This window comes from Amycolatopsis camponoti, from assembly GCF_902497555.1.
Lineage (GTDB): Bacteria > Actinomycetota > Actinomycetes > Mycobacteriales > Pseudonocardiaceae > Amycolatopsis > Amycolatopsis camponoti.
The window spans coordinates 316,410-337,655 of record NZ_CABVGP010000001.1; the positions used below are offsets into that span (position 1 = coordinate 316,410).

Below are 21,246 nucleotides of genomic sequence, written 5' to 3' on the forward strand. Positions count from 1 at the left end.
TGTCCTCTGTGGTGATCAATGATGTCCGCCCGTGGGGCGGTGCGCGAAGTGACGTCGAGGTGCGGGGTGACCGGATCGCGGCGGTCCGCCCGCACTCGCCTGGGCCGGCGACCGTCGAAGGCCGCGGGCGGCTGCTGTTCCCGGCGTTCAGCGACGTCCACGTGCACCTCGACTCGACGCGGATCGGGCTGCCGTTCCGGCCGCACACCGGCGGGCCCGGCGTGGTGGCGATGATGACGAACGACCGCGAGAACTGGCGCACGGCGGAGGTCCCGCTGCCGGAACGGGTGGCCGGGACCCTCGAGCGGATGATCGCGCACGGCACCACGCGCGTCCGCAGCTACGCGCAGGTCGACGTCGACTGCGAGCTGGAGAAGCTCGACGCCGTCCTGGCGGCGCGGGAGAAGTTCGCCGACCAGGCCGAGGTGCAGGTGATGGCGTTCGCGCAGGCCGGCATCCTGCGTGAACCGGGCACGCTGGACGTCCTGGACGCGGCGATGCGCTCCGGCGCGACGGTGATCGGCGGCATCGACCCGTGCACGCTGGACCGCGATCCGAAAGGACACCTGGACGCGGTGTTCGGCCTGGCGGAGAAGCACCAGGCGGAGATCGACATCCACCTGCACGAGCCGGGACACCTCGGCCTGTTCTCGACGGACCTGGTGATCGAGCGCGTCCGCGCGCTGGACATGCGGGGCAAGGTGACGATGTCCCACGCGTACGACCTGGGCTCGATCTCCGAGTCGGTGAGCCGCCGGGTGATCGACGACTTCGCCGCGCTGGACATTGCGATGACCACGGTGGCGCCTTCTGCCGCCGGTCAACTGTCCCTTTTGGACTTGGTTGCTTCGGGTGTCCGCATCGGACTCGGCGAGGACGGCCAGCGGGACTACTGGAGCCCGTACGGCAACTGCGACCTGCTCGACCGGACGTGGCAGCTGGCGTTCACCCGCGGCTTCCGCCAGGACGCGCACATCGAGCTGGCGCTGGCGGTGGCGACGATGGGCGGCGCGTCGATCATGAGCCACGACGTCCCGCGCCTGGCCGGCGTTTCCGATCGCCCCGGCCTGGCGGTCGGCGATCGAGCGGACCTGGTCTTGGTCGACGGCGAAACGCCGACCAGCGCGGTGATGGACCGCGGTCGCGATCGGACAGTCGTCCACGACGGAGTCGTGGTGGCGGACGGCTTGTCCGTGGTCAAGCGCTAGCGAGCAGCGCGGCGATACTGGGTTTGTGTTCGTCGCGCCGTCGCCACGTCAGGGTGACGTCGGTGGTCTCGCCGGCGAGCGGAACGGCGACGGCGCCGGGGTGGTCGACCAGGGCGGGCACGATCCCGCAGCCCATCCCGGCGGCGACGCACCGCCCGAGGGCGGCGAGGCTGCCCACCTCGGTGTCGATGACGGGTCCGTCGAGCCGGTCCAGCATTTCCCGGAAGCCGCACCCCTTCGGCGTCGCCAGGAACCCGACCCCGCGAAGATCTCCGGGTACGGCTTTTTCCTTGCTCGCCAACGGGTGCCCAGGCGGGACGATGACGACGAGCGGTACCTCGCCGATCTTCCGGCTGGCGAAGGTGGGCTCGCCCGGCGCGTCGCCGAAGGTGAAGCAGACGTCCATTTCGGACTCCCGGACCCCGTGGTACAGCTCGCCGCGGCCGCCTTCCTTCAGCGTCAGCTTGACGCCCGGCCACCGCGTCCGGTAGTCGCTGAGGATGCCGGGAACCCAGTGCGCGCACAGGGTTTCGAGCGCGCCGATGGTCAGGTCGCCGTCGGGCTCGCCGCGTTCGTCGTCGACGGCGGCCTTGGCTTCTTCGACGAGTTCGAGCACCTGGTCGGCGTACCCGGACAGGCGTTTCCCGGCGGCGGTGAGTGTCCGGCTCGTCCGGTCGAAGAGCTTGGCGCCGAGCTCGGCTTCGAGGGCCTGGATCTGTTCGCTGACGCTGGACTGCGCGTAGTGCAGCTCGGCGGCGGCGTGGGTGAGGTTGAGCGTCCGCGCGACGACGCGGAAGGTGCGCAGGTGACGCAGTTCCATGAGGACCCCCATCGGCGTTCCCGATACCAACCATCGTAACTGCCTGCTTCCATCGATGTCACGGAGAGTCCAGGCTTCCGTTTGTGGCAAGACTCCTCACCGGCCTCTCGCTGGGCTACTTCCTGGTCATGCTGGACACGACGATCGTGACGGTGGCGCTCCCCGCGCTGTCGTCTTCGTTGTCCGACCAGCAATGGATTTCGAACGGCTACACACTCACGTTCGCGGCGTTCCTGTTGACGGCCGGCGCGTTATCGGACCGCTTCGGCGCGCGCCGGGTGTTCTTCACGGGCCTGACGTCGTTCGCTGCGTTGTCGTTGGTGTCGGCCTTCGCATTCTCGCCGGCCGTGTTGATCGCCCTCCGCGCGTTGCTCGGAGTCGCGGGTGCGTTGCTGGTGCCGTCATCGCTGTCCCTGATCGCTTCGGCTTACCCATCCGCGGCCGCCCGGGCGAAGGCGATGGGCGTGTGGGCGGCGGTGAGCGGAACGGGCCTGGTGGCGGGCCCGCTCCTGGGCGGCCTCCTGACCCAGGCGTTCGGCTGGCGCGCGATCTTCGTGGTGAACGTCCCGGTGGCGCTGGTGGCACTGGCGCTGTCCCGCTCGGCCCCCGCGACGCCGCCCAAGCCGCGACGAGTCGACCTGTTCGGCCAGGTAACGGCCGTAGTCGCTTTATCGACATTGACGTACGCGCTGGTCGAGGGCAACTTTTGGCTGCTGCCGTTGCCGATGATCGCGGCCGCGGCGTTCGTGGCATCCCAACGCCGCCCGGGCGCGATGCTGCCGGTTTCCCTGCTTTCCCGGAACCTCCTGGCCGGCGCGATCGTGAACTTCGCCTTGTCGGGCGTGCTGTTCGTGCTGTCGCTGTACTTCCAGGAGACGCGCGGCTATTCACCGTCATCGACAGGTCTGGCATTCCTGCCATTGACGATCCCGACGGCGTTCAACCCGATCTTCACGGGCCGTCTGGTGGCCCGAATCGGCCCGCGCATCCCGGCGATATCGGGTTTCGTCCTGATGTCGGCGGGCACGCTCCTGCAGGCATTCACGTCCTGGTCGGTAATAGCGCTGGCATTGCTGGGTTTCGGTGTATCCCTGACGATCCCCTCACTGCTGACGGCGGTGGTGGGATCGGCGCCACCGGAGCTGACCGGCGTCGCGGGCGGAGCACTGAACGCGTCCCGCCAGACGGGCGCGGTCTTGGGCGTGGCGATCTTGGGTGCGTTCTCGACCGCCACGACTGCCCTGATCGTCGCGGCGATCGTCCTGCTCGCCGGCGCTTTCCTGTTTCCTGTTTCCTATTCCCGCAGGCAACAGGAAACGCCTTGTTGACGCATCCCGCCTGACGAATCCTGGTTGCAGGGCCCGGAAATCCTCCGGAATCCCTGAAAACCACCATTCCTTTGGAGGATTCGTCATGTCCATGCCCAAGAAGCTGGCCAGAATCGGCGGCCCCGTCGTGGCGCTCTGCATCATCGCGGCGGCGCCGCTGATCGGCTCCACCGCGGCGTTCGCGGACGGCGACGGCGGCACGCCCCCGCCGCCCACCACCACCGGCCCGCCGCCCGCGGGCACCAACGGCAACCCCTGGCACGGTTGACACGCCCCGGGCCGGCCGCACCCCGGCCGGCCCGGAATGCGTCACCGCGCGCCACAGGCGCATTCCAGCGCCGCGCGTTCCTCTCGCACGTCCCCGGCTTCCGGCAGATCAAGCGCGTCGAATCCGGTTTCGGCGGCAGCCCAATGCGTGGCAGCCCCGGAATGCTCACCCATCGCGTGGAGCGTTTCGGCGACACCGCGATGAGCGCGCGCCTGGTAAGCGCGGTTTCCGCTGCCGTCAGCCAAGTCCAAAGCCGCCTTGCACGCCGTCAAAGCGTCCCGCCGCGCGCCGCGAGCAAGCGCCGTCGCGCCGCGGTCGAGGTACAACTGCGTGCGCAGGTCGGCGTCCGGCACGTTCGCCGCCACCTCACGCGCCTTGTCGTGGTAGCGCACGGCCTGTGCGAGCCGGCCCTGCTGCCGGTGAACGTTGCCGATGTTGTTCAGCGCGTAGGCCTCGACGCAGTGATCCCCGACCTCGGCGGCGTGCGCGTGCGCCTCCGTGTAACTGGCCAACGCTTCCGAACGCAGACCCAGGTTCTCCTGCACGGAACCGAGGTTGTTCAGCGTGTGCGCCACACCCTGGACGTGGCCGACTTCGCGCAGCATCCGCGCGGCCGCCGAATGCTGGCGCAGCGCGACGTCGAGGTGGCCGCGCTGCTCGTTCAGATAACCGAGCATGCTCAGCGCGTGGGCCTGGCCGCGCAGGTCCTCGCTCTGCTCGTACTTCGTCAACGCGACCTCGAGGTGGGCCATCGCCTGCTCGTGCTTGCCCAGCTCCATCGTCGGGATCGCGAGCGCGCACAACGTCGCCGCTTCGCCTCGCTTGTCACCGAGCCGGCGCCACTTCGGCAGCGCCTTCGCGGCCAGCTCCAGGGCCTCGGCGAGCTGCCCGCGCCGGTCGTGCGCGGTGGCCAGCCGCAGCAGCACGTGCGCCTGGCCGTAGTCGTTGCCCGGATCGGCCGCGACGGTCTCCCAAGCGAGTTCGAGGGTGCCGATCCAGTCCTCGAACTGGTTCGTCGTGTTGAAGTAGCGCCACAGCAGCACCGCCAGCCGCCACGTGTGCTCGGGCAGGTCGTGCCGCGCGGCGTACCGGATCGCGGCCACGAGGTTGTCGCGCTCGGCGGTGATCCACCGCAGGCCCGCGCCGGCGTCGGCGAAGTCCGGGGTCACCGCGCACGACCGGTCGGACGCGGGCAGCTGCGCCCGGTCGAACGGGTACGCGGCGCCGACCGCGGCCGCCAGCGTGACGAGGTAGAAGTCGAGCAGCCGCACCAGGGCCGGCCCGGGCGCCGGTTCGACGGCGGCGAACTCCTTGAGCGGGTCCAGCATCTGGTACCGCTCCGGCGCGGCCTCCTCCAGCAGGCTGACCTCGTGCAGGTCGTCGAGCAGCAGCCGGGCCTCGGCGACGTCGCAGCCGGCCAGCGCCGCGCCGCCGACGACGTCGACGTCCGGCCCGGGCAGACTGCCGAGCAGCCGGAACAGGGCTCGCTGCGGTTCGCCGAGCTGCTGGAAGGACACGCGGACGGCGGCGATGCCGTCTTCCTCGCCCCAGGGGCCGTTCTCTTCGAGCAGGAGGAGCAGGTGCTCCAGCGGCCACCGGTCGTGCCGCCGGAACAGCGCGGCGGCCACCCGGATCGGCATCGGCAGGAACCCGCACCGCTTGACGATCAGCGCCACCTCGGCCGCCCGGCCGCGCACCCGCGACGGATCGGTCAGCGCGTGGAACAGCTCGGTCGCTTCGTCCGGCGGCAGCGGTGACAGCCGGACGGGCTCGCCCACGTCACCCATCCGCCGGCTGGTGACGACGGCGAGACAGCCGTCGGCCTCGGGCAGCAACGGCCGGATCTGCTCCGGCGACGCGGCGTTGTCCAGTACGACCAGCGTGCGCGTACCCCACAACGTCGTCTGGTAGAGCGTGACCTTCCGGCCGACGGTGGCCGGGATCTGCTCGGCCGGCACGCCGAGCTCGACCAGCAGCTCGGTGAGCGCGTCGCCGACGCTGGTCTCGGGGACGCCCGGGGTGAACCCGTTCAGGCGGGCGAGGAGCTGGCCGTCGGGGAAGCGGTCACGCAGCCGGTGCGCCGCTTCGACGGCGAGGCCGGTCTTGCCGACGCCCGGCGCGCCGCTGACCCAGACGGCGCGGCGCCCGGCCGCGGCGGCCGTCTCGATCGCGGCGATCTCGGCGGCGCGGCCGGTGAACCCGCCGGGGCGGGAGGGCAGCGAGCTGGGCGGTTCGCCGTGTTCGGCGCGCGCGGCGAGGTTGCGCAGCACCGGGCCGGGCTCCATGCGCAGCTCGGCGAGCGCGTCGCGGGTGCTGCTGAAGACGCGCAGCGCGCCGACCTGGTCACCCCCGGCGAGCAGGGCGCGCATGAGGAAACCGGCGTGCTTCTGGCTGGCGGGATCGGACCGGAAGAGCGGCCGCAGCCGGTCGCGCGCCGAGCGGTGGTCGCCGGTGTCGAGCTCCAGCTCGGCGAGGTCGCCGACGGCGTCGGGCAGGCTCTCCTCCGGGAACCCGACCTCGGGCCCGCCGACGCGGTCGATGTCGATGTCCTCGAGGAACCGCCCCCGCCACAGGCCGACGGCTTCCCGCAGCAGCTCGATCTTCCGGCGCGGGTCGTCGCTCCGGCCGGCCTGGGCGCGCAACCGGGCGAACCGGACGGTGTCGAGCTGGTCGTCGCCGACACGCAGGAGATAGCCGGTCGGCGTGGTCTCGATGCCGACGCCGACGTCGCGCAGCCGCTTGATGTAACCGCGGATCAGGGTGGGCTTGGCTTCGCGGTCGGCCCAGACGATCTCGGCGAGGCGGGCGCTCGACACCGGCTTGTTGGCGTTCAGGAGCAGCACGACGAGAACGAACCGTTGCTGCTGGTCACCCAGCTGCACCGGCACGCCGTTGTGCCACGCCTCCAGCGGGCCGAGCATCCGAAACTCCACGCGGCCTCCCCGGCGTCAGCTTGCTTTCCCCGGTTGTGTCGCGCAATCGGCCGTTGGAGTTTCGGTAATCCGCATTTCTTGCACGTTCGATACACACCGAGTTGCCAGACTCCGCCGGTCGAATCAGGGGTGAAGGAGAAACCGGTATGGGGTCCGACGTGTTGCCGTGTTACGTCGCGTGCGACATCTCGCTTTCGATGGCCGACCACATCGAGGAGCTGAACAAGGGACTACGCGAGTTCCGGGGGGCGGTCCACGCCGACGCGTCGGTCGCCGACCGGGTCCTGTGCAGTGTGATCGGCTTCGGGGAGGAGCCGTCGGCGGTCCACGGGCTGTACCTCGCGGCCGAGGTCGCCGAACTGCCGCCGCCAAGCCCGTGCGCGGGCACCAACTTCGGACCGGTGTTCACGTTCCTGCGCTCGGTCATCGACGTGGACGTCCGGCTCCTGGAGACACACCGGGTGCGGGTCCACCGGCCGTTGGTGTTCTTCCTGTCGGACGGCCAGCCGACGGATCCGGTGACCTGGCCGTCGGCGTTCTCGTCGTTGTGCGACCCGGCTTGGGCGCGCCGCCCCCGGGTGGTGGCGTTCGGGGTGGGCGACGCGGACGAGCAGGCGCTGGGCCGCATCGGCACGTTCCGCACGTACCTGAGCCGCGATGGCGTCCGCCTGGGGACGGCGCTGATCGCCTCGGTGATGCACGTTCTGTCCACTTCCGGTCCACCGCCCGGCCGCACGCTGTCCTAGAAGGGGGTGCTGGCCATGGAGACGCACTGAAGGAGAGCAACCGTGGGGCGTTCTGAGCTGGTCCAGGAGCTGAAAACGCTGCGCAAGGGTCGTGGCCTGGCGGGTCGCGTCGAGGACCGGGTGGGGCCGTGTCTTCGTTCGGCGTGCGCGGTCTCGGCGGAGGACGGGATGGTGGCGATCCGCGAGAAGGTGTCGGATCGTTTGACGGGCCTGGCGGCGGACCTCCCGGAGGACCTGCGAGTGGCGGCGCTGGCGGCTTTCGCGATCTGCGCGGAGGCCCGCCAGCCGCTGTACCAGGAAAGAGTCCGCTGGGCAGCGAACCGTCTGGATCGCGATCCTCGAACGGTCCGGCGGCGTGTGGACGAGGCGATCGACTTGCTGGCGGAGCTGGCTTCGGCGTCTTCGTCGCCGCCGGCTGTTTCTGGGGACTGGCACACGTCGTCGTTGTCGATCGCTCTTGTGTTGGACCAGCTGTTGGTTCTCGAGCAGCGCCGGATCGTGGCCGACCAGGACGGGCTCCGCTCTATCGATCTGGCGGTGTCGCTCCCCGCCGGACGCCCGTCGGCCACTGTTCTCTACGGCGGGACATTGGTGGACCGCGGGATGGAGACGTCGACCCGCTGGGGATACGGGCTGGAGCTGCCCCGCCCCTTGACGCGGGGTGAGTCGTGGGAGGTGGCGATCTTGTTCCGGCCGCCGTCGTTGCGGCCGTACATGGTCACGGTGCCGCGTCAGCCGTGCGATTCGTTCGACTTGCGGGTCCGCTTCGGTCGGCTCCCGTCTCCCGAGGTCTGGGCATTGGACGGGGCGTTCCAGAGGGACGTATCGGATCCGGGGTATCGAGGCCGCCCGACGCGAGTGGATTCATCGGGGGAGGTCCACCTGCGATTCCGTGGCCTGATGCCTGGCCTGGCGTACGGAGCCCGCTGGCGCGGCACGGACGAGTGAACCGGGCAGTCCGGCGGCTTGGTCCTGGGCATACTGCTCGCGTGGGCTTCATGGTGGACACCTTCCAGATCGGTTCGTACGGCGGCATCGTGCGAAACCACCACGACGACACCAAGGTCGCGGAGGGCTTCGCCGAGACGAACCTGCAGATCGGCGCGCAACCCGGGTTGATCGCCGAACTGGTCGGCAGCCACGAGCAGGCCAAGGGCCAAATCGTCAAAGCGCTGACAGCCCTGGCCTCGGTGTGCGAGGCGAGCAGCGCCGAACTCGATCGCGCCCGCCAGATGTACGACCGTGTCGACGCGGGTTCAGCCGAGCGGCTGGACCAGACGTATCCCGATCCCGGACGTCCGCCGCAGATGCCGTCGGTGCCGGGCTTGCCCGCGGACACCAGCACGCAGGTCGTCCGGCAGACCGCTTTTCCGGCGGAACGGCTGAAGCCTCCGCAGGCCGCCGACTTCAGCAATCCGATCCAGCTCGTCAACGACCTGGGAAACCTGATCAGCGCGGGCTACTGGGCGCAGCAGTTCCTGGACGCCACCATCCAGGTCAATCCGGTCGAGGAGTTTTCGAACTGGGTGGCCGGCGATTGGGAACAGTTCGCCAAGGCGTCGGACGCACTGAACTCACTGTCCTTCTTTGCCGCTGATCTCGCTCAGGACCTGAAGACGAACATCACCGTCCTCTTGACGAGCTGGACCGGCAACGCGGCCAACGAAGCGTTCCAGTACTTCAGCGGGCTGACCGACACCGTGAACGGCTACGCGGAGGGTCTCGGCGCCTTGCGCGACAAGTACCGCGAAGCGGCTCAGGGCGTGTGGGAGTTCTCCGAAACGATCAACGACGTCATCCAGGACATCTTCGACAGCATCTTCTGGGGCGCGATCGAGCTCGCGGCGGGCGGTGTCCTCGCCGAAACGGTCGTCGGTCCAGCGGTTCTTTGGAGCCTGGCCGCGCTGGAGTGCAAGAACGTCGTCGACGGCTGGAAGCAGATGACAAACCTGCTGATGAACGTGCAGAACACAGTTCGTCTCATCCACGGCGGTGTCCTCGACATCATCGGTTCGGGCGGCAACTTCGAAGCCCACCCTCTGCCGGCCGGCTACGACCACCCCGGAGTTTGAGCGTGTCCCAGGAATTCTCCCCGGACCCGGTGAAGAACCGCGCCCGTCACACACTCCTGACGAAGCTGGCGGCCAACACAACCAACCCGGCGGCGGCCGAGCTGGCCCGCGAGCTCCTGGCCGGCAACGTGACCCCGCGCGGAGTGTTGAGCTCGACGTCGTACGCCGACTTGCTGGCCGGAAGCACATCCGGCTTCACCGAGTGGTACGGCAACCTGTCCGAGTCCGAGAAGGACGCGCAAGCCGAAGCAGGGCGGAATGCGTTGTCACAGCTGGCATCCGACGACAAGCCCGCGCCGTCCCGCAGAAGACGGCAAGACTCCGTCGACGACGAGGATTTCTCCGAGGTGGACTGGCTCGATGGCTGACCCGCGAAACGAATCACCGTTGTTCGACACCGACGCCATCTTGCGCAAGGCGTATTTCGGCGTTTGGCTACTGAGCCTCGTCTTCGCCGGTTTCGCCATTTGGGGCATCGTCCGCTATCCCCATTGGTCTTGGACGCTGCCCGTAGTCGCGGCCGCGGTGGCACTGGCCGCGAACCACCGCCTGCGCAACGCGAGTCGCCGCGGCGAAACCGTGCTGCTCGCAGTGGTGACGCTGGTGTTCGTCGTTGGCTCAGGAGTAATGCTCGACGTCGCCTTACGCCTGGCCCGCGCTTGACGCGACCCGAAGGTGCCCCCGGCAGGATTCGAACCTGCGACACCCGCTTTAGGAGAGCGGTGCTCTATCCCCTGAGCTACGAGGGCCTGCTACTGCCGTCGCAAGCTTAGCCTGCCGAAGGGTGGTCGAGCACCTGGGGCGGTACGACCTACGGCGTCACCCAGGTGAGTGGTTCTCACCGGTCTCCCACATGGCGGATACACCCTGCCGGGCGGTCCACCGCGCCTGACCTGGACGGACCAGCCGGTCACCTGGTCGTGTCTGGTTTCGAACTGCTGAACAACAGTAGGTAACCTTCGTTAACGGGACGCGGGGAGCCGCCTCCTACTGGCTGTTGCGGAGGGCTTCGTTGATCAAGCTCATGTTCGCCGACGACGAGGAACTGGTGCGCTCGGGGTTGCGCGCGATGATGTCCGGGGCTCAGGACATCGAGATCGTGGGCGAGGCCTCCGATGGCAGATCCGCAGTGGAAGTTGCCCGGCGGTACCACCCCGACGTCGCCTTGCTCGACATCAAGATGCGGGCTCCTGACGACGGCATTCGCGCCCTCAGGGCCATTCTCGCCCTTCCCGATCCGCCCACCGTGGCCATGCTGACCACCTTCGACATCGACGAGTACGTCAGCCTCGCGCTGCGGCTCGGCGCCAACGGCTTCCTCCTCAAGGACATCGATCCCGCCGCTCTGCTGAGGGCCGTCCGGGACCTGAGCCGCGGTGGGGCCGTCCTGGACCCGGGGGTTGCCGCGCGGATGGTCCAGTCCCACCGGGACGAACAACGCGCTGCTCAGCCGGCCCGGAAGCTGCTCGCCTCACTGTCCGAACGCGAACGCGAGGTCGTCGCGCTCATCGGGCAGGGACTGAGCAACGCCGAGATCGGCGGCCGCCTGCACCTGTCCGAAGCCACCGTCAAGGGGTACGTCTCCGCCGTGCTCTCCAAGATCGGGGCGGCCAACCGGGTGCAGGCCGCTTTGCTGGCCTACCGCGGTGGACTTCTCGACCAGTAGATGCTGCTCACGGCGCTGGAGTTCCTCGGGCTCGTCGCCTTCGCGGCGTCCGGGGCGCTCGCCGCCGTGCGGGCGCGGCTCGACGTCTTCGGCGTGGTCGTCGTCGGGCTCACCACCGCGCTCGGTGGCGGGGTCATCCGGGACGTCCTGCTCGGCATCCACCCGCCCACGACCTTGCGGAACTGGCCCTACCTCGCCGTCTGCGCGGCGACCGCCCTGGTCGTCTTCGCCTTCCACCCGCAGGTCGCGCGGCTGCGACGCGGTGTGCTGCTCGCCGACGCGCTCGGCCTCGGCGTCTTCGCCACCGCCGGGACGACCATCGCGCTGAACGCCGGCGCGACCGTCTACGCCGCGTGCCTGATCGGCATGACCACCGGCATCGGCGGCGGGGCCGTCCGGGATCTCCTACTCCGGGAAATCCCCCTCGTCCTGCGGAAAGAGATCTACGCCGTCGCCGCGTTGGCCGGCTCGGCGCTCGTCGTGGTCGGTCACGCTGTGCGACTGCCGGAGGGGCCGGTGACCGTCATCGCGGCTGCCGTGGTCGTCGCGATCAGGATGATCGCGCTCTGGCGGCACTGGAACGCTCCGGTCGCGCGCGCACCGGAGTGAGGATTCTTTTTGTTAGTTCTGTGTGTGTTCTTAGGCGAGTCTCAGCACGCTGAGTAAAACTGTCGCCATGCGCATCCTTGTGGTGGACGACGACCGCGCCGTCCGTGAGTCGCTCCGGCGGTCCCTGGAGTTCAACGGTTACCAGGTCCAGCTGGCCAGCGACGGTGCGCAAGCCCTGGAAGCGATCATCGCCGACCGTCCGGACGCCATGGTCCTCGACGTCATGATGCCCCGCCTCGACGGCCTCGAGGTGGCCCGCCGCCTGCGCAGCACCGGCGACGACCTGCCGATCCTCGTGCTCACCGCGCGCGACACCGTCTCCGACCGCGTGTCCGGGCTGGACGCCGGCGCCGACGACTACCTGCCGAAGCCGTTCGCGCTGGAAGAGCTGCTCGCCCGGCTGCGGGCGCTGCTGCGCCGCGCCACCCCGGACGCCCAGAACGGCCAGGCATCGGAGATGCTGTCCTTCGCCGACCTGACGCTCGACCCGGGCACGCGCGAGGTCCGCCGCGACGGCCGCGAGATCAGCCTGACCCGGACCGAGTTCGCGCTGCTGGAACTGTTCCTTTCCTACCCGAAGCACGTCCTCACGCGGGGCCGGATACTGGAGGAAGTATGGGGTTACGACTTCCCGACGTCGGGCAACGCGCTGGAGGTCTACGTCGGCTACTTGCGCCGCAAGACGGAAGCCGAGGGGGAGCCGAGGCTGATCCACACGGTGCGGGGAGTGGGCTACGTCCTGAGGGAAACCCCGCCGTGACCGAGCCCGGCGATCCCCGCGGCACGCGCTGGGGGACGCGCCGGTTCTCGCTGCGCGGCCGGGTGACGCTGCTGGCCGCCGCCTGTGTCGCCGGCGCCGTCGCGCTGGTGTCGCTCGGCGCGTACATGGTCGTGAGCAACAACCTCTACCAGCAGCTGGACGACGGCCTCATGGCGCGCGCCCAGGCGGCCGTCGCGTCGCCGCAGGTGCAGACCGAGCTGCGGCAGGTGCCGGGCGCGTTCCTGGCCAGCGCCGACCTGCAGATCGGGCAGCTCAACGCCGCGCCCGACGTCCAGCACGCCGTGATGACCTACCCGCTCTCGAGCTCGCCGCCGCCGTTCGGGCAGGACGAGCTGGCCGTCGCGAACGGCGACTCGGCGGAGTCGTTGCGGACGGACTTCCGCACGGACAGCCGCGTGGTCGCGCTGCCCACCGGGCACGGCGAGGCCATCGTGCTCGCGCAGTCGATGGCGCCGACCAAGCGCACGCTGAACGAACTCGCGCTGGTGCTGTTCCTGATCGGCGGCGCCGGCATCCTGGTCGCCGCCGCGGCGGGCACCGCGGTCGCGCGCACCGGTCTGCGCCCGGTCGACCGGCTGACGTCGGCCGCCGAGCGCGTCGCCAAGACCGGCGACCTGCGGCCGATCCCGGTCAGTGGCGACGACGAGCTCGCGCGCCTCACCACCAGCTTCAACACCATGCTCGGCACGGTCGCGGACTCGCAGGAACGCCAGCGCCAGCTGGTCGCGGACGCCGGCCACGAGCTGCGGACGCCGTTGACGTCGCTGCGCACCAACCTCGAGCTGCTGCTCGCCGCGAGCAAGCCGGGCGCGCCACCGCTGCCGGACGAGGACCGCGTCGACATCGTCGCGGACATCAGCGGCCAGCTCGACGAGTTGACGCAGCTCATCGGCGACCTCGTCGAGCTCGCGCGCCAGGACGAGCCCCGCGAACGCTTCGAGCGCGTCGAGCTGCTGGACGTCGTGGAGCGAGCGCTCGACCGGGCGCGCCGCCGCGCGGGCGAGATCAACTTCGACGTCTCGCTGCAGCCGTGGGTGCTCACCGGCGACAACAGCTCGATCGAACGCGCGGTGCTGAACCTGCTGGACAACGCGGTGAAGTTCTCCCCGGCGGACGCGACGGTCTGGGTGCGGCTGTACCCGCTCGGCGACGGCACCGCCGTGGTCGAGGTCGCCGACGAGGGCCCGGGCATCGCCGAGGAGGACCTGCCCAAGGTGTTCGACCGCTTCTACCGCTCGTCGGAAGCGCGGACGCTGCCCGGTTCGGGCCTCGGCCTGGCGATCGTGAAGCACGCGGCCGAACGGCACGGCGGCGCGGTGTACGCGGCGCGGGCGCCCGAGGGCGGCGCGCTGATGACGATCCGGCTGCCGGGGGCGCCTGGCTGATTCGTCGTGGTGTTGTTCGCCCGCGCCCGCTACGCCTGCTCCGTGACCTGGTCATTCGAAGTTCACCCAGGTCGACCCTGCGGATCCTGTGTTGAATCGTGTAGGATTTTGTGTGGTTGGGGTGTGACGGGGACGGAGTTGAGCGGTGCTGGCGCGTCAGCGACAGGCGGTGATCCTGGAAGAGGCACGCCGGACGGGTGCGGTCCGGGTCAGTGACCTCGTGACCAGGCTGGGTGTCTCCGACATGACGGTGCGCCGCGATCTGGACGTCTTGGCCGGGCGAGGGCTTGTCGAGAAGGTCTATGGCGGCGCCACTTCGATCGTCGGCAAGAGCACCGACGAACCCGGCTTCGAGGCCAAATCCGTGCGCCAGCGGGCGCAGAAGGAGGCCATCGCCGAGCTCGCCGCGACGCTCGTGCGGCCCGGCACCGCGATCGGCATCTCCGCCGGCACCACCACCTGGACGCTCGCCCGCGCGCTCGACGCGATCCCGGGGCTCACCATCGTGACCAACTCGATCCAGGTCGCCGACGTGCTCCGCGGGTCGACGCAGCCGGACCGCACCGTCGTGCTCACCGGCGGGGTGCGGACGCCGTCGGACGCGCTGGTCGGGCCGGTCGCCGTGCACAGCCTGCGGTCGCTGCACCTCGACGTCGTCTTCCTCGGCGTGCACGGGATGGCCGAGGGGCCGGGGTTCACGACGCCCAACCTCACCGAGAGCGAGACCGACCGCGCGCTGGTCGAGGCCGGGCGCAAGCTCGTCGTGCTCGCCGACCACACCAAGTGGGGCACCGTCGGGATCTCCACGATCGCCGACCTGGACGAGGCCGACGTCGTCGTCACCGATGACGGAATTCCCGACGACGCCAAGGAAATACTCGCCGAAAGGGCAACGGAACTCATGATCGCCGAAACGGCGGAGACAGTCGAGGCCGAAGAAGCGTGAAGCGCACGGTACGACACCTGGCCGACGGCCGGGAGATCATCTACTTCGACCAGCCCGGCGCGCCCGACCGCGTCGCCGAGGACACCCGCGACCTGCCGCCGGTTTCGGCCGCGTCGGAGATCCGGCTGGACCCGCTGACCGGCGAGTGGGTCGCGATGGCCGCGCACCGGCAGACGCGGACCTACAAGCCGCCGGCGGACCTCTGCCCGCTGTGCCCGAGCAAGCCCGGGAAACCGAGCGAAATCCCCGAAAGCGACTACGACGTCGTCGTCTTCGAGAACCGCTTTCCTTCCTTCGCCGAAGATGTCATCGGCGAGCCGTCCACTGTGGATGGTCTTGGGCTGGTGCAGGTGCGGCCCGGCCGTGGACGCTGCGAGGTCGTCTGCTTCACCAGCGACCACGACGGCGCTTTCTCGCGGCTGAGCCCGAAGCAGGTGCGGGCCGTGGTGGACGCGTGGGCGGACCGCACCGCCGCGCTGTCCGAAGTGCCCGGTGTCGAACAGGTCTTCCCGTTCGAGAACCGCGGCGAGGAAATCGGCGTCACGCTGTCGCACCCGCACGGGCAGATCTACGGCTACCCGTTCGTCACGCCCAAGACCAGGCGGATGCTCGACGTCGCCCGCGCCTACCAGGCCGAACACGGCCGCCCGGTGCTCGGTGACGTGCTGGCCGCCGAGCGGAAGTCCGGGGCGCGCGTGGTGGCGTCCGGCGAGCACTGGACGGCGTACGTGCCCCCGGCCGCGCGCTGGCCGATCGAGGTGCACGTGGTGCCACACCGGCAGGTTCCGGACATCCCGGCCCTGACGGACGCCGAGCGCGACGACTTCGCCGAGGTCTACCTGGACGTCCTGCGCCGGTGTGACGCGCTGTACGACCGGCCGCTGCCGTACATCGCGGCGTGGCACCAGGCGCCGGTGCGTCGCGACCGCGAGCTCGGCTGGCTCCACCTGGAACTGTTCTCCGTGTTGCGCGCCAAGGACAAGCTGAAGTACCTGGCGGGGTCCGAATCGGGCATGGCGGTGTGGGTCAACGACGCGACGCCGGAGCAGATCGCGGAAAAGCTCCGCGCGGCGGGCTGATCCGGCCATACTCATCTCCGATGCACAGGTTCGGCTCAGGAACCTCTCAGGACCGTCCCGCAAGGTGATGACATGACCGAGAACGACCCCACTGCGCACGACCCCGCCGCGCCGCGGCACCCCGAGACCGGCCAGCAGGCGGCTCAGGGCGGTTGGGCGGGGAGCCCGTACGGTGACCAGGCCGCCACGCCCGAGTCCGGCGGCACGCCGCAGTACTCGTCGCCGGAGCCGTCCTACCACGCGGTGACCGGGGCCGATCCGTCCTACGGGGCGCCGAACTCGAACCCCTGGTCCGCGTCGGGTCAGACCCAGCAGAGCGTCTACCCGAACCCCAGCCCGTACGGGCAGCCCGGCACGTCCGTCTACGGCGCGCCGCCGGCGCCGCCCGCGCAGCCCAAGCGATCCGGCGGCAAGCTGCTCGCCGGCGTCGCGCTGGTCGCGCTGCTCGTCGGCGGCATCGCGGGCGGGGCGGTCGGGTACCTCACCGGCGGCTCGTCCAGCGGCCCGGGGAGCAACGCGCTCGACGCGCCGAAGCCGGCCCAGCAGACGGGCAACGCGCCCGCCGGCTCGGTCGAGGCGGTCGCGCAGAAGCTGTCGCCGAGCGTCGTCGAGCTGCAGGTGAGCGGGCAGCAGGGGGCCGGCGAGGGCTCCGGGTTCGTCATCAGCACCGACGGCTACATCCTGACCAACAACCATGTCGTCGAGGTCGCCGCGAACGGCGGGCAGATCCAGGCCGTGTTCCAGGACGGCAAGAAGTCCGCCGCCAAGGTCGTCGGCCGCGACCCGACGACCGACATCGCGGTCGTCAAGGTCGACGGCGTCGCCAACCTGACCCCCGTGGAGATCGGCCGGTCCGACGATCTGCGGGTCGGCCAGTCGGTGGTCGCCATCGGCTCGCCGTTCGAGCTGGCCGGCACGGTCACCTCGGGCATCGTCAGCTCGCTGCACCGGCCGGTGCGGGCGGGCGGCGGCCAGGGCGGCCAGGAGACGGTGATGGACGCCGTCCAGACCGACGCCGCGATCAACCCGGGCAACTCGGGCGGTCCGCTGGCCAACATGTCCGGCCAGGTCATCGGCATCAACTCGGCGATCTACAGCCCGCAGTCGGCGTCCGGCGGCCAGGGCCAGGGCGGCTCCGAGAGCGGCAACGTCGGCATCGGCTTCGCCATCCCGATCGACCAGGCCCGCCGCACCGCGGACACGATCATCAAGACCGGCCAGGCGGTGCAGACCTACATCGGCGCGCAGGTCACGGACGCCCCGCAGGGCGGCGCGAAGCTCGGTGCCATCACCGCCGGCAGCCCGGCGGAGAAGGCCGGCCTCAAGTCCGGCGACATCGTGACGAAGATCGACGACCGGAACATCGACACGTCCGACACGCTGGTCGCCGCGATCCGCACCCGCGCCCCGGACGAGAAGGCGACGTTCACCCTCTCCGACGGCCGCACGGTCGAGGTGACGCTCGGCGGACAGCCCGTCCCGGCCAACTGATCCCACCAGACGCTCGGCCGCCTCGGCGCGGCCGAGACCAGCATCGGCTCGACCCCCGCACCTCGGGGCCGGACCCACAAAGGCCACGCGCGACCAGGCACTCGATGCCGGTCGCGCGTGGCCGCGTTTGCGGCCGGGGTCAGGTGCCGGAACGGTCGGTTCGCGTAGCCGGAGGGTCGGCCGGCGTACTTGAAGTGTCGGTTCGCGTGTCTGGAGGGGCGGCTGGCGTTTCTGGAGGGTCGGTTCGCGTGCCTGGGGGGTCGGCCAGCGTGCCTGGAGGGTCGGCTGCTGTGTCTGGCGGGGCATCTTGCGTGATTGCGGGGGTATCTCGCGTGATTGGCGGGGCATCACGCGTGTCTGGAGGGACGACACGCGTACCTGGGCGGACGACACGGGCCAGGGCGGTCAAGACGACCACCAGCCAGACGGCGGCCAGGGTCAGGGCCAGGCCCAGGGCCGGGTTGCCGTCGTGGAGGCCGGGCATCGGGGGCGTTCCGTACGGGCGCCAGAGCAGCGGGAACGCCACGATCAGCAGCACGCCCGTGATGACCGTGCCCGTGACCACCGGAACCCGCCAGGGCGGCCGGAGGACGCGAGCCAGGGCGATGCCGAGCACCGCCGTCAGCGGGGCGACGACGCCGTCGTTGACGAGCGGCCCGCCGACGATCCAGCCGACCGTCCCGAAGACGTCCGGACGCAGCGGGAACGCGTACTCGACGAACAACACCACGCCCCAGGCCAGCGCCGCGAGGCCCGGCAGGGCGAGCAGAGCGCGAGCGGTCTTCACAGCGCCTCCAGCTTCGTGACCCACTTCGTCTGCAGCACCCCGGGCCGGTTCGGGGCGATGATGCGGCACGGGAACCCGTGGTCGAGGTCGAGCACCTCGCCGTTCAGCTCCAGCGCGAGCAACGTCAGTTCGTCGGCCGTGTGCTCGCCGGGCAGGACGCTGACGCTGTAGAGCCCGGAACGCTCCGAAGAGGACACCCGTACCGCGGTGCCGGGCGACGCGCCGACGGCTTTCAGCAGCACCGGCAACGAGATCCCGCGCCAGGTCGCCGACTGGCTCCAGCCCTCCACGCAGGCGATCGGCAGCTCGGCCGTCGTCTGCGGCAGCGCGCGCAGCTCGTCGAGCGAGAACTTCTTCGTGCCGCCCGGGGTCACCACCGAGAGCCGCCAGGACGCCGACCACGTGACGCCCGCGGCCGCCGCCGTCCGGTTCACCGGGAGGTCCTGCGTGCCCTTGCCCGTCTTCCAGGAGAGGCCGGACACCCCGCGCAGGAACGGAACCGTCGCGCCGGCGGTGGCGACGACGGCGACGCCCGTCGCCAGCCCGGTCGTGCGCAGGAACCCGCGCCGGGACAGCCCGGCGGCCGGCGGCTCCTCATCGGGCGTCCCGCGGCTCAGCGCCCGCCGGATGACCGGCAGCTTCACCGCGACGTGCACCAGGATCGACCCGATCGCCAGCCACGCGACCGCGTAGTGCACCTGCGGGAAGTAGAAGCCCCACGGGTAGTTCTGCGCGACGTTCAGCAGCCCCGTCGTCAGCTCGAAGAACGCCGCACCCGAGAGCACCAGGATCGACAGGCGCTCCAGCGCGTGCGGCAGCGAGCGGACGAGCGGCCGGCCGAACAGCTTCGGGTAGACGCTCCACAGCTTCGCCAGCAGCAGCGGGATCGACGCCACGCCGGAGATCACGTGCAGCCCCTGCGTGACGCGGTAGAGCCCGACCGGGCGGCTGGGCCAGAAGAACCACTCCGGCGGGTGCTGGATCAGGTGGCTGATCAGGCCGGTGACGAAGCACGTCGTGAACGTGACTGCCAGCGCCAGGCCGATCTTCGACGTCGCGCGCTCGTCGTGCGCCGCCGCCTTGAACTGTTCTTCCTTCGGGATGGGCAGTTTCACGATCGCTCCAGCCTCGCGAACCAGCGGTGGCCGTGCTGCGTGGTCCAGTCGACGCGCAACCCGGCGCGCACGGCGACTTCGGCGATCGCGTCCACGCCGACCCACGCCCAGGTGAACCACGCGACGTCGGCGTGCCCGGGCCGCAGCCGGACGCGCTCGTGCCGGAGCCCGTGCCCGGGCGGTTCCAGCTCGACGAGGACGTCGCCGTCGACGGCGATCAGTTGCGCCGCGCGCCGCAGCAGGACGACCGGATCGCCGCCGATGCCGATGTTGCCGTCGGCGAGCAGCGCGTGCTGCCATCGTCCCTCGCCGGGAACGTGGTCGAAGACGTTGCGGTGCAACGCACTTCCGCCGCGACGGCGCGTCAACCGGACGGCCGTGCGCGAGCTGTCCACGCCCAGCGCGACGACTCCGCGGGCGGCCAGGGCCGCGGTGAGCCGCCCCGGACCGCAGCCGATGTCGAGGGTCGGTCCGGCGCAGGCGTCGAGCAGGACCTCGTCGCCGTCGGACGGCGCTCCCCACCGCTCGACGGGCAGCTCGACCCGTTCGCCGTCGGCCAGCTCGAGCCAGCAGTGGTGGCCGAGCAGTCCGCGGTCGAACTCGTTGCCGATGAGTGCCGTCTTCATGCGACCGCCCGCCCTCGGACCGCCGCGACGGCGCGGGCGAACCGGCCGTCCGGGCACGCCGCCGCCACCGCGCGAGCGTCCACCATCGTGTCCACATCGGACAGGCGGGCGGCTCGCCGCGGCCGCAGTCCGCACGCGGTGAGCGCGCTCAGCGTGCGTTCGCCGGTGTCGTCGCGCGACATCGGGACGCCGGCGAGGACCTGCGCGTGCCGCGGGTCGGCGAGGCCCAGCGCCCACCAGCCGCCGTCCTCGGCCGGGCCGAGCACCGAGTCGTGCCCGCCGTGCACGACCGGGGCGGCCGCCGCGGTGAGCGAATCCGGGGTGACCTGTGGGGTGTCCATGCCGATCTGCAGGATCGGCAGACCCGTGTGCACCGCGGCGGCGTCCGCGTGGGCGTTCGCCAGGCGGGCCCCGAAGTCCCAGCCTCGCTGCGGGATCGTGGTGACCCCGCGCAGCGCCAGCCCGATTTCGGTGGCCAGGGCGGCGGCGCCGAGATCGCCGGTCATCGCGACGACCGGCGCCGCGCCCGGGACAGCGCACACGGCGTCGAGCGTGTCGAGCAGCGCGGCCGCGGCGATCTGCGCGGCCTGGGCGGGTGTCGCCGGCGGGCAGAGTCGGGTCTTGGCGAGCCCCGGCACCGGCGCCTTGGCCACGACCAGCAGCACGAACCGAGCGGTCATCGCGCCAGCACCCGCCCGAAGTCGCGGACCGCGCGCAGCGTGCCCCGCACCGAGCCGGACACCTTCGACTTCGTCCCCTTGGCGCGCTCGCCGTAGCGGACGTCGAACTCGCGCACCCGCCACCCGGCCCGCTGGGCCTTGATCAGCAGTTCGAGCGGGTAACCGAACGCCCGGTCCGTGATACCGAGGCCGAGCAAGGCCCGCCGGTCCGCCGCGCGCAGCGGGGCGATGTCCCGCACCGGCAGCCCCCGGCGACGCAGCAGCTGCGCCAGCACGACGTTCCCGGCTCGGGCGTGCCACGGCCACACCCCGGGCCCAGTCGGCACCCGCCGTCCGACGGCCAGATCGGCGCCGTCCCCGACCGCGGTCACCAGCCGCGGCAGGTCGCTGAGGTCCAGGGACCCGTCGGCGTCGGCGAAGCACACGATGTCCGCCGTGGCGGCCTCCAGTCCCGCGTGCACGGCCGCGCCGTAGCCGCGGCGCGGTTCGTGGATGACCTTCGCGCCGAGCGAGGCCGCCACTTCGGGCGAGCCGTCGGCCGAACCGTTGTCGACCACGATCGCGCGGTAACCCGGCGGCAGCCCGGCCAGGACCCCCGGCAGGGCGCCCGCTTCATCGAGGCATGGGAGGACGACGTCCACTCCTGAGTCAGTCACGGCGCCGACCGTAAGTCCGGGGTGGACCGCGGAGAACCCTTGCGCTCCTT

The 21,246-nt window shown here is 70.8% G+C and carries 22 protein-coding genes and 1 tRNA gene; 15 read left to right on the top strand and 8 right to left on the bottom strand.

Features of this window, described 5'->3' with window-relative positions; translation table 11 throughout:
- The first annotated feature begins 8 nt into the window (after positions 1 to 8).
- The gene (locus tag AA23TX_RS01560; RefSeq protein ID WP_155540820.1) at positions 9 to 1,208 is read left to right on the top strand and encodes an amidohydrolase family protein; all 1,200 of its coding nucleotides are present in this window, start codon (positions 9 to 11) and stop codon (positions 1,206 to 1,208) included.
- Here the strand turns inward: AA23TX_RS01560 and AA23TX_RS01565 are convergent.
- Positions 1,198 to 2,028: a LysR family transcriptional regulator gene (locus AA23TX_RS01565; RefSeq protein ID WP_155540821.1), complete on the bottom strand. Its 831-nt coding sequence runs from the start codon at positions 2,026 to 2,028 to the stop codon at positions 1,198 to 1,200. The genes AA23TX_RS01560 and AA23TX_RS01565 overlap by 11 nt on opposite strands.
- Positions 2,029 to 2,111: 83 nt before the next feature.
- Between AA23TX_RS01565 and AA23TX_RS01570 the strand changes: the two genes are divergently transcribed.
- Together AA23TX_RS01570 and AA23TX_RS01575 are read left to right on the top strand one after the other, a co-directional pair.
- Positions 2,112 to 3,356, top strand: coding sequence for an MFS transporter (locus AA23TX_RS01570; RefSeq protein ID WP_155540822.1), 1,245 nt, complete (start codon positions 2,112 to 2,114; stop codon positions 3,354 to 3,356).
- An 85-nt stretch (positions 3,357 to 3,441) separates the two neighbouring features.
- The gene (locus tag AA23TX_RS01575; protein WP_155540823.1) at positions 3,442 to 3,624 is read left to right on the top strand and encodes a hypothetical protein; all 183 of its coding nucleotides are present in this window, start codon (positions 3,442 to 3,444) and stop codon (positions 3,622 to 3,624) included.
- A gap of 41 nt (positions 3,625 to 3,665) precedes the next feature.
- Here AA23TX_RS01575 and AA23TX_RS01580 read toward each other — a convergent pair whose 3' ends face one another.
- Entirely contained in the window at positions 3,666 to 6,557 is a 2,892-nt protein-coding gene (locus AA23TX_RS01580) for an AfsR/SARP family transcriptional regulator (RefSeq protein ID WP_230862299.1), read from the bottom strand.
- Positions 6,558 to 6,703: 146 nt separating this feature from the next.
- Between AA23TX_RS01580 and AA23TX_RS01585 the strand changes: the two genes are divergently transcribed.
- Genes AA23TX_RS01585 through AA23TX_RS01605 form a run of 5 tightly spaced genes read left to right on the top strand, consistent with a single transcriptional unit; the run spans position 6,704 to position 10,038 of the window.
- Complete coding sequence (locus tag AA23TX_RS01585) at positions 6,704 to 7,303, top strand: vWA domain-containing protein (protein ID WP_155540824.1); 600 nt, start codon at positions 6,704 to 6,706, stop codon at positions 7,301 to 7,303.
- Between the two features lie 42 nt (positions 7,304 to 7,345).
- On the top strand, positions 7,346 to 8,251 hold the full coding sequence (locus AA23TX_RS01590; RefSeq protein WP_155540825.1) for a hypothetical protein: 906 nt from the start codon (positions 7,346 to 7,348) through the stop codon (positions 8,249 to 8,251).
- 41 nt (positions 8,252 to 8,292) lie between these two features.
- Positions 8,293 to 9,375 carry a hypothetical protein gene (locus AA23TX_RS01595; protein ID WP_155540826.1) on the top strand — a complete coding sequence of 361 codons (1,083 nt, stop codon included), beginning with the start codon at positions 8,293 to 8,295 and terminating at the stop codon, positions 9,373 to 9,375.
- Between the two features lie 2 nt (positions 9,376 to 9,377).
- Positions 9,378 to 9,743, top strand: coding sequence for a hypothetical protein (locus AA23TX_RS01600; protein ID WP_155540827.1), 366 nt, complete (start codon positions 9,378 to 9,380; stop codon positions 9,741 to 9,743).
- Positions 9,736 to 10,038 carry a hypothetical protein gene (locus AA23TX_RS01605; RefSeq protein ID WP_155540828.1) on the top strand — a complete coding sequence of 101 codons (303 nt, stop codon included), beginning with the start codon at positions 9,736 to 9,738 and terminating at the stop codon, positions 10,036 to 10,038. Before AA23TX_RS01600 ends, AA23TX_RS01605 begins: the two co-directional genes overlap by 8 nt.
- 13 nt (positions 10,039 to 10,051) lie before the next feature.
- On the opposite strand, the gene AA23TX_RS01610 is transcribed toward AA23TX_RS01605, so the two are convergent.
- Positions 10,052 to 10,124 (bottom strand) — tRNA-Arg (locus AA23TX_RS01610).
- 263 nt (positions 10,125 to 10,387) lie between these two features.
- Here AA23TX_RS01610 and AA23TX_RS01615 point away from each other — a divergent pair.
- The 7 genes from AA23TX_RS01615 to AA23TX_RS01645 all read left to right on the top strand — a co-directional run bounded on the left by AA23TX_RS01615 (position 10,388) and on the right by AA23TX_RS01645 (position 17,332).
- A complete protein-coding gene (locus AA23TX_RS01615) occupies positions 10,388 to 11,041 on the top strand; it encodes a response regulator (RefSeq protein WP_013230063.1) in 654 nt (217 codons plus the stop codon).
- On the top strand, positions 11,042 to 11,650 hold the full coding sequence (locus AA23TX_RS01620) for a trimeric intracellular cation channel family protein (RefSeq protein ID WP_155540829.1): 609 nt from the start codon (positions 11,042 to 11,044) through the stop codon (positions 11,648 to 11,650).
- 67 nt (positions 11,651 to 11,717) lie between these two features.
- Positions 11,718 to 12,410 (top strand): response regulator transcription factor, encoded by a 693-nt coding sequence (locus tag AA23TX_RS01625; protein ID WP_155540830.1) that lies wholly within the window; start codon positions 11,718 to 11,720, stop codon positions 12,408 to 12,410.
- Positions 12,407 to 13,816 carry a HAMP domain-containing sensor histidine kinase gene (locus AA23TX_RS01630; RefSeq protein WP_155540831.1) on the top strand — a complete coding sequence of 470 codons (1,410 nt, stop codon included), beginning with the start codon at positions 12,407 to 12,409 and terminating at the stop codon, positions 13,814 to 13,816. Before AA23TX_RS01625 ends, AA23TX_RS01630 begins: the two co-directional genes overlap by 4 nt.
- A gap of 145 nt (positions 13,817 to 13,961) precedes the next feature.
- A complete protein-coding gene (locus tag AA23TX_RS01635) occupies positions 13,962 to 14,762 on the top strand; it encodes a DeoR/GlpR family DNA-binding transcription regulator (protein ID WP_155540832.1) in 801 nt (266 codons plus the stop codon).
- Positions 14,759 to 15,841, top strand: a complete 1,083-nt coding sequence (galT, locus tag AA23TX_RS01640; RefSeq protein WP_155540833.1) for a galactose-1-phosphate uridylyltransferase — start codon at positions 14,759 to 14,761, stop codon at positions 15,839 to 15,841. Before AA23TX_RS01635 ends, galT begins: the two co-directional genes overlap by 4 nt.
- A 72-nt stretch (positions 15,842 to 15,913) precedes the next feature.
- Positions 15,914 to 17,332, top strand: coding sequence for a S1C family serine protease (locus tag AA23TX_RS01645; protein WP_155540834.1), 1,419 nt, complete (start codon positions 15,914 to 15,916; stop codon positions 17,330 to 17,332).
- A 139-nt stretch (positions 17,333 to 17,471) separates the two neighbouring features.
- Here the strand turns inward: AA23TX_RS01645 and AA23TX_RS01650 are convergent, their stop codons facing one another.
- From AA23TX_RS01650 to AA23TX_RS01670, 5 genes are read right to left on the bottom strand one after another with little or no spacing between them, the layout of a single operon-like run.
- Positions 17,472 to 18,119 (bottom strand): ribosomal eL19 family protein, encoded by a 648-nt coding sequence (locus AA23TX_RS01650; protein ID WP_155540835.1) that lies wholly within the window; start codon positions 18,117 to 18,119, stop codon positions 17,472 to 17,474.
- Positions 18,116 to 19,234 (bottom strand): molybdopterin-dependent oxidoreductase, encoded by a 1,119-nt coding sequence (locus AA23TX_RS01655; protein WP_155540836.1) that lies wholly within the window; start codon positions 19,232 to 19,234, stop codon positions 18,116 to 18,118. The genes AA23TX_RS01650 and AA23TX_RS01655 overlap by 4 nt, the downstream gene beginning before the upstream one ends.
- Complete coding sequence (locus AA23TX_RS01660) at positions 19,231 to 19,860, bottom strand: class I SAM-dependent methyltransferase (RefSeq protein WP_155540837.1); 630 nt, start codon at positions 19,858 to 19,860, stop codon at positions 19,231 to 19,233. Before AA23TX_RS01660 ends, AA23TX_RS01655 begins: the two co-directional genes overlap by 4 nt.
- The gene (locus AA23TX_RS01665; protein ID WP_155540838.1) at positions 19,857 to 20,540 is read right to left on the bottom strand and encodes a TIGR04282 family arsenosugar biosynthesis glycosyltransferase; all 684 of its coding nucleotides are present in this window, start codon (positions 20,538 to 20,540) and stop codon (positions 19,857 to 19,859) included. The genes AA23TX_RS01660 and AA23TX_RS01665 overlap by 4 nt, the downstream gene beginning before the upstream one ends.
- Positions 20,537 to 21,181, bottom strand: coding sequence for a glycosyltransferase family 2 protein (locus AA23TX_RS01670; RefSeq protein ID WP_155544183.1), 645 nt, complete (start codon positions 21,179 to 21,181; stop codon positions 20,537 to 20,539). The genes AA23TX_RS01665 and AA23TX_RS01670 overlap by 4 nt, the downstream gene beginning before the upstream one ends.
- Positions 21,182 to 21,246 lie beyond the last annotated feature (65 nt).

Excerpts from the sequence above, each read along its gene's own strand:
- AA23TX_RS01645 (WP_155540834.1), top strand. The coding sequence starts at position 15,914 with ATGACCGAGAACGACCCCACTGCGCACGACCCCGCCGCGCCGCGGCAC.
- AA23TX_RS01605 (WP_155540828.1), top strand. The coding sequence starts at position 9,736 with ATGGCTGACCCGCGAAACGAATCACCGTTGTTCGACACCGACGCCATC.
- AA23TX_RS01625 (WP_155540830.1), top strand. The coding sequence starts at position 11,718 with ATGCGCATCCTTGTGGTGGACGACGACCGCGCCGTCCGTGAGTCGCTC.
- AA23TX_RS01660 (WP_155540837.1), bottom strand. The coding sequence starts at position 19,860 with ATGAAGACGGCACTCATCGGCAACGAGTTCGACCGCGGACTGCTCGGC.
- AA23TX_RS01585 (WP_155540824.1), top strand. The coding sequence starts at position 6,704 with ATGGGGTCCGACGTGTTGCCGTGTTACGTCGCGTGCGACATCTCGCTT.
- AA23TX_RS01565 (WP_155540821.1), bottom strand. The coding sequence starts at position 2,028 with ATGGAACTGCGTCACCTGCGCACCTTCCGCGTCGTCGCGCGGACGCTC.
- AA23TX_RS01665 (WP_155540838.1), bottom strand. The coding sequence starts at position 20,540 with ATGACCGCTCGGTTCGTGCTGCTGGTCGTGGCCAAGGCGCCGGTGCCG.
- AA23TX_RS01620 (WP_155540829.1), top strand. The coding sequence starts at position 11,042 with ATGCTGCTCACGGCGCTGGAGTTCCTCGGGCTCGTCGCCTTCGCGGCG.
- AA23TX_RS01575 (WP_155540823.1), top strand. The coding sequence starts at position 3,442 with ATGTCCATGCCCAAGAAGCTGGCCAGAATCGGCGGCCCCGTCGTGGCG.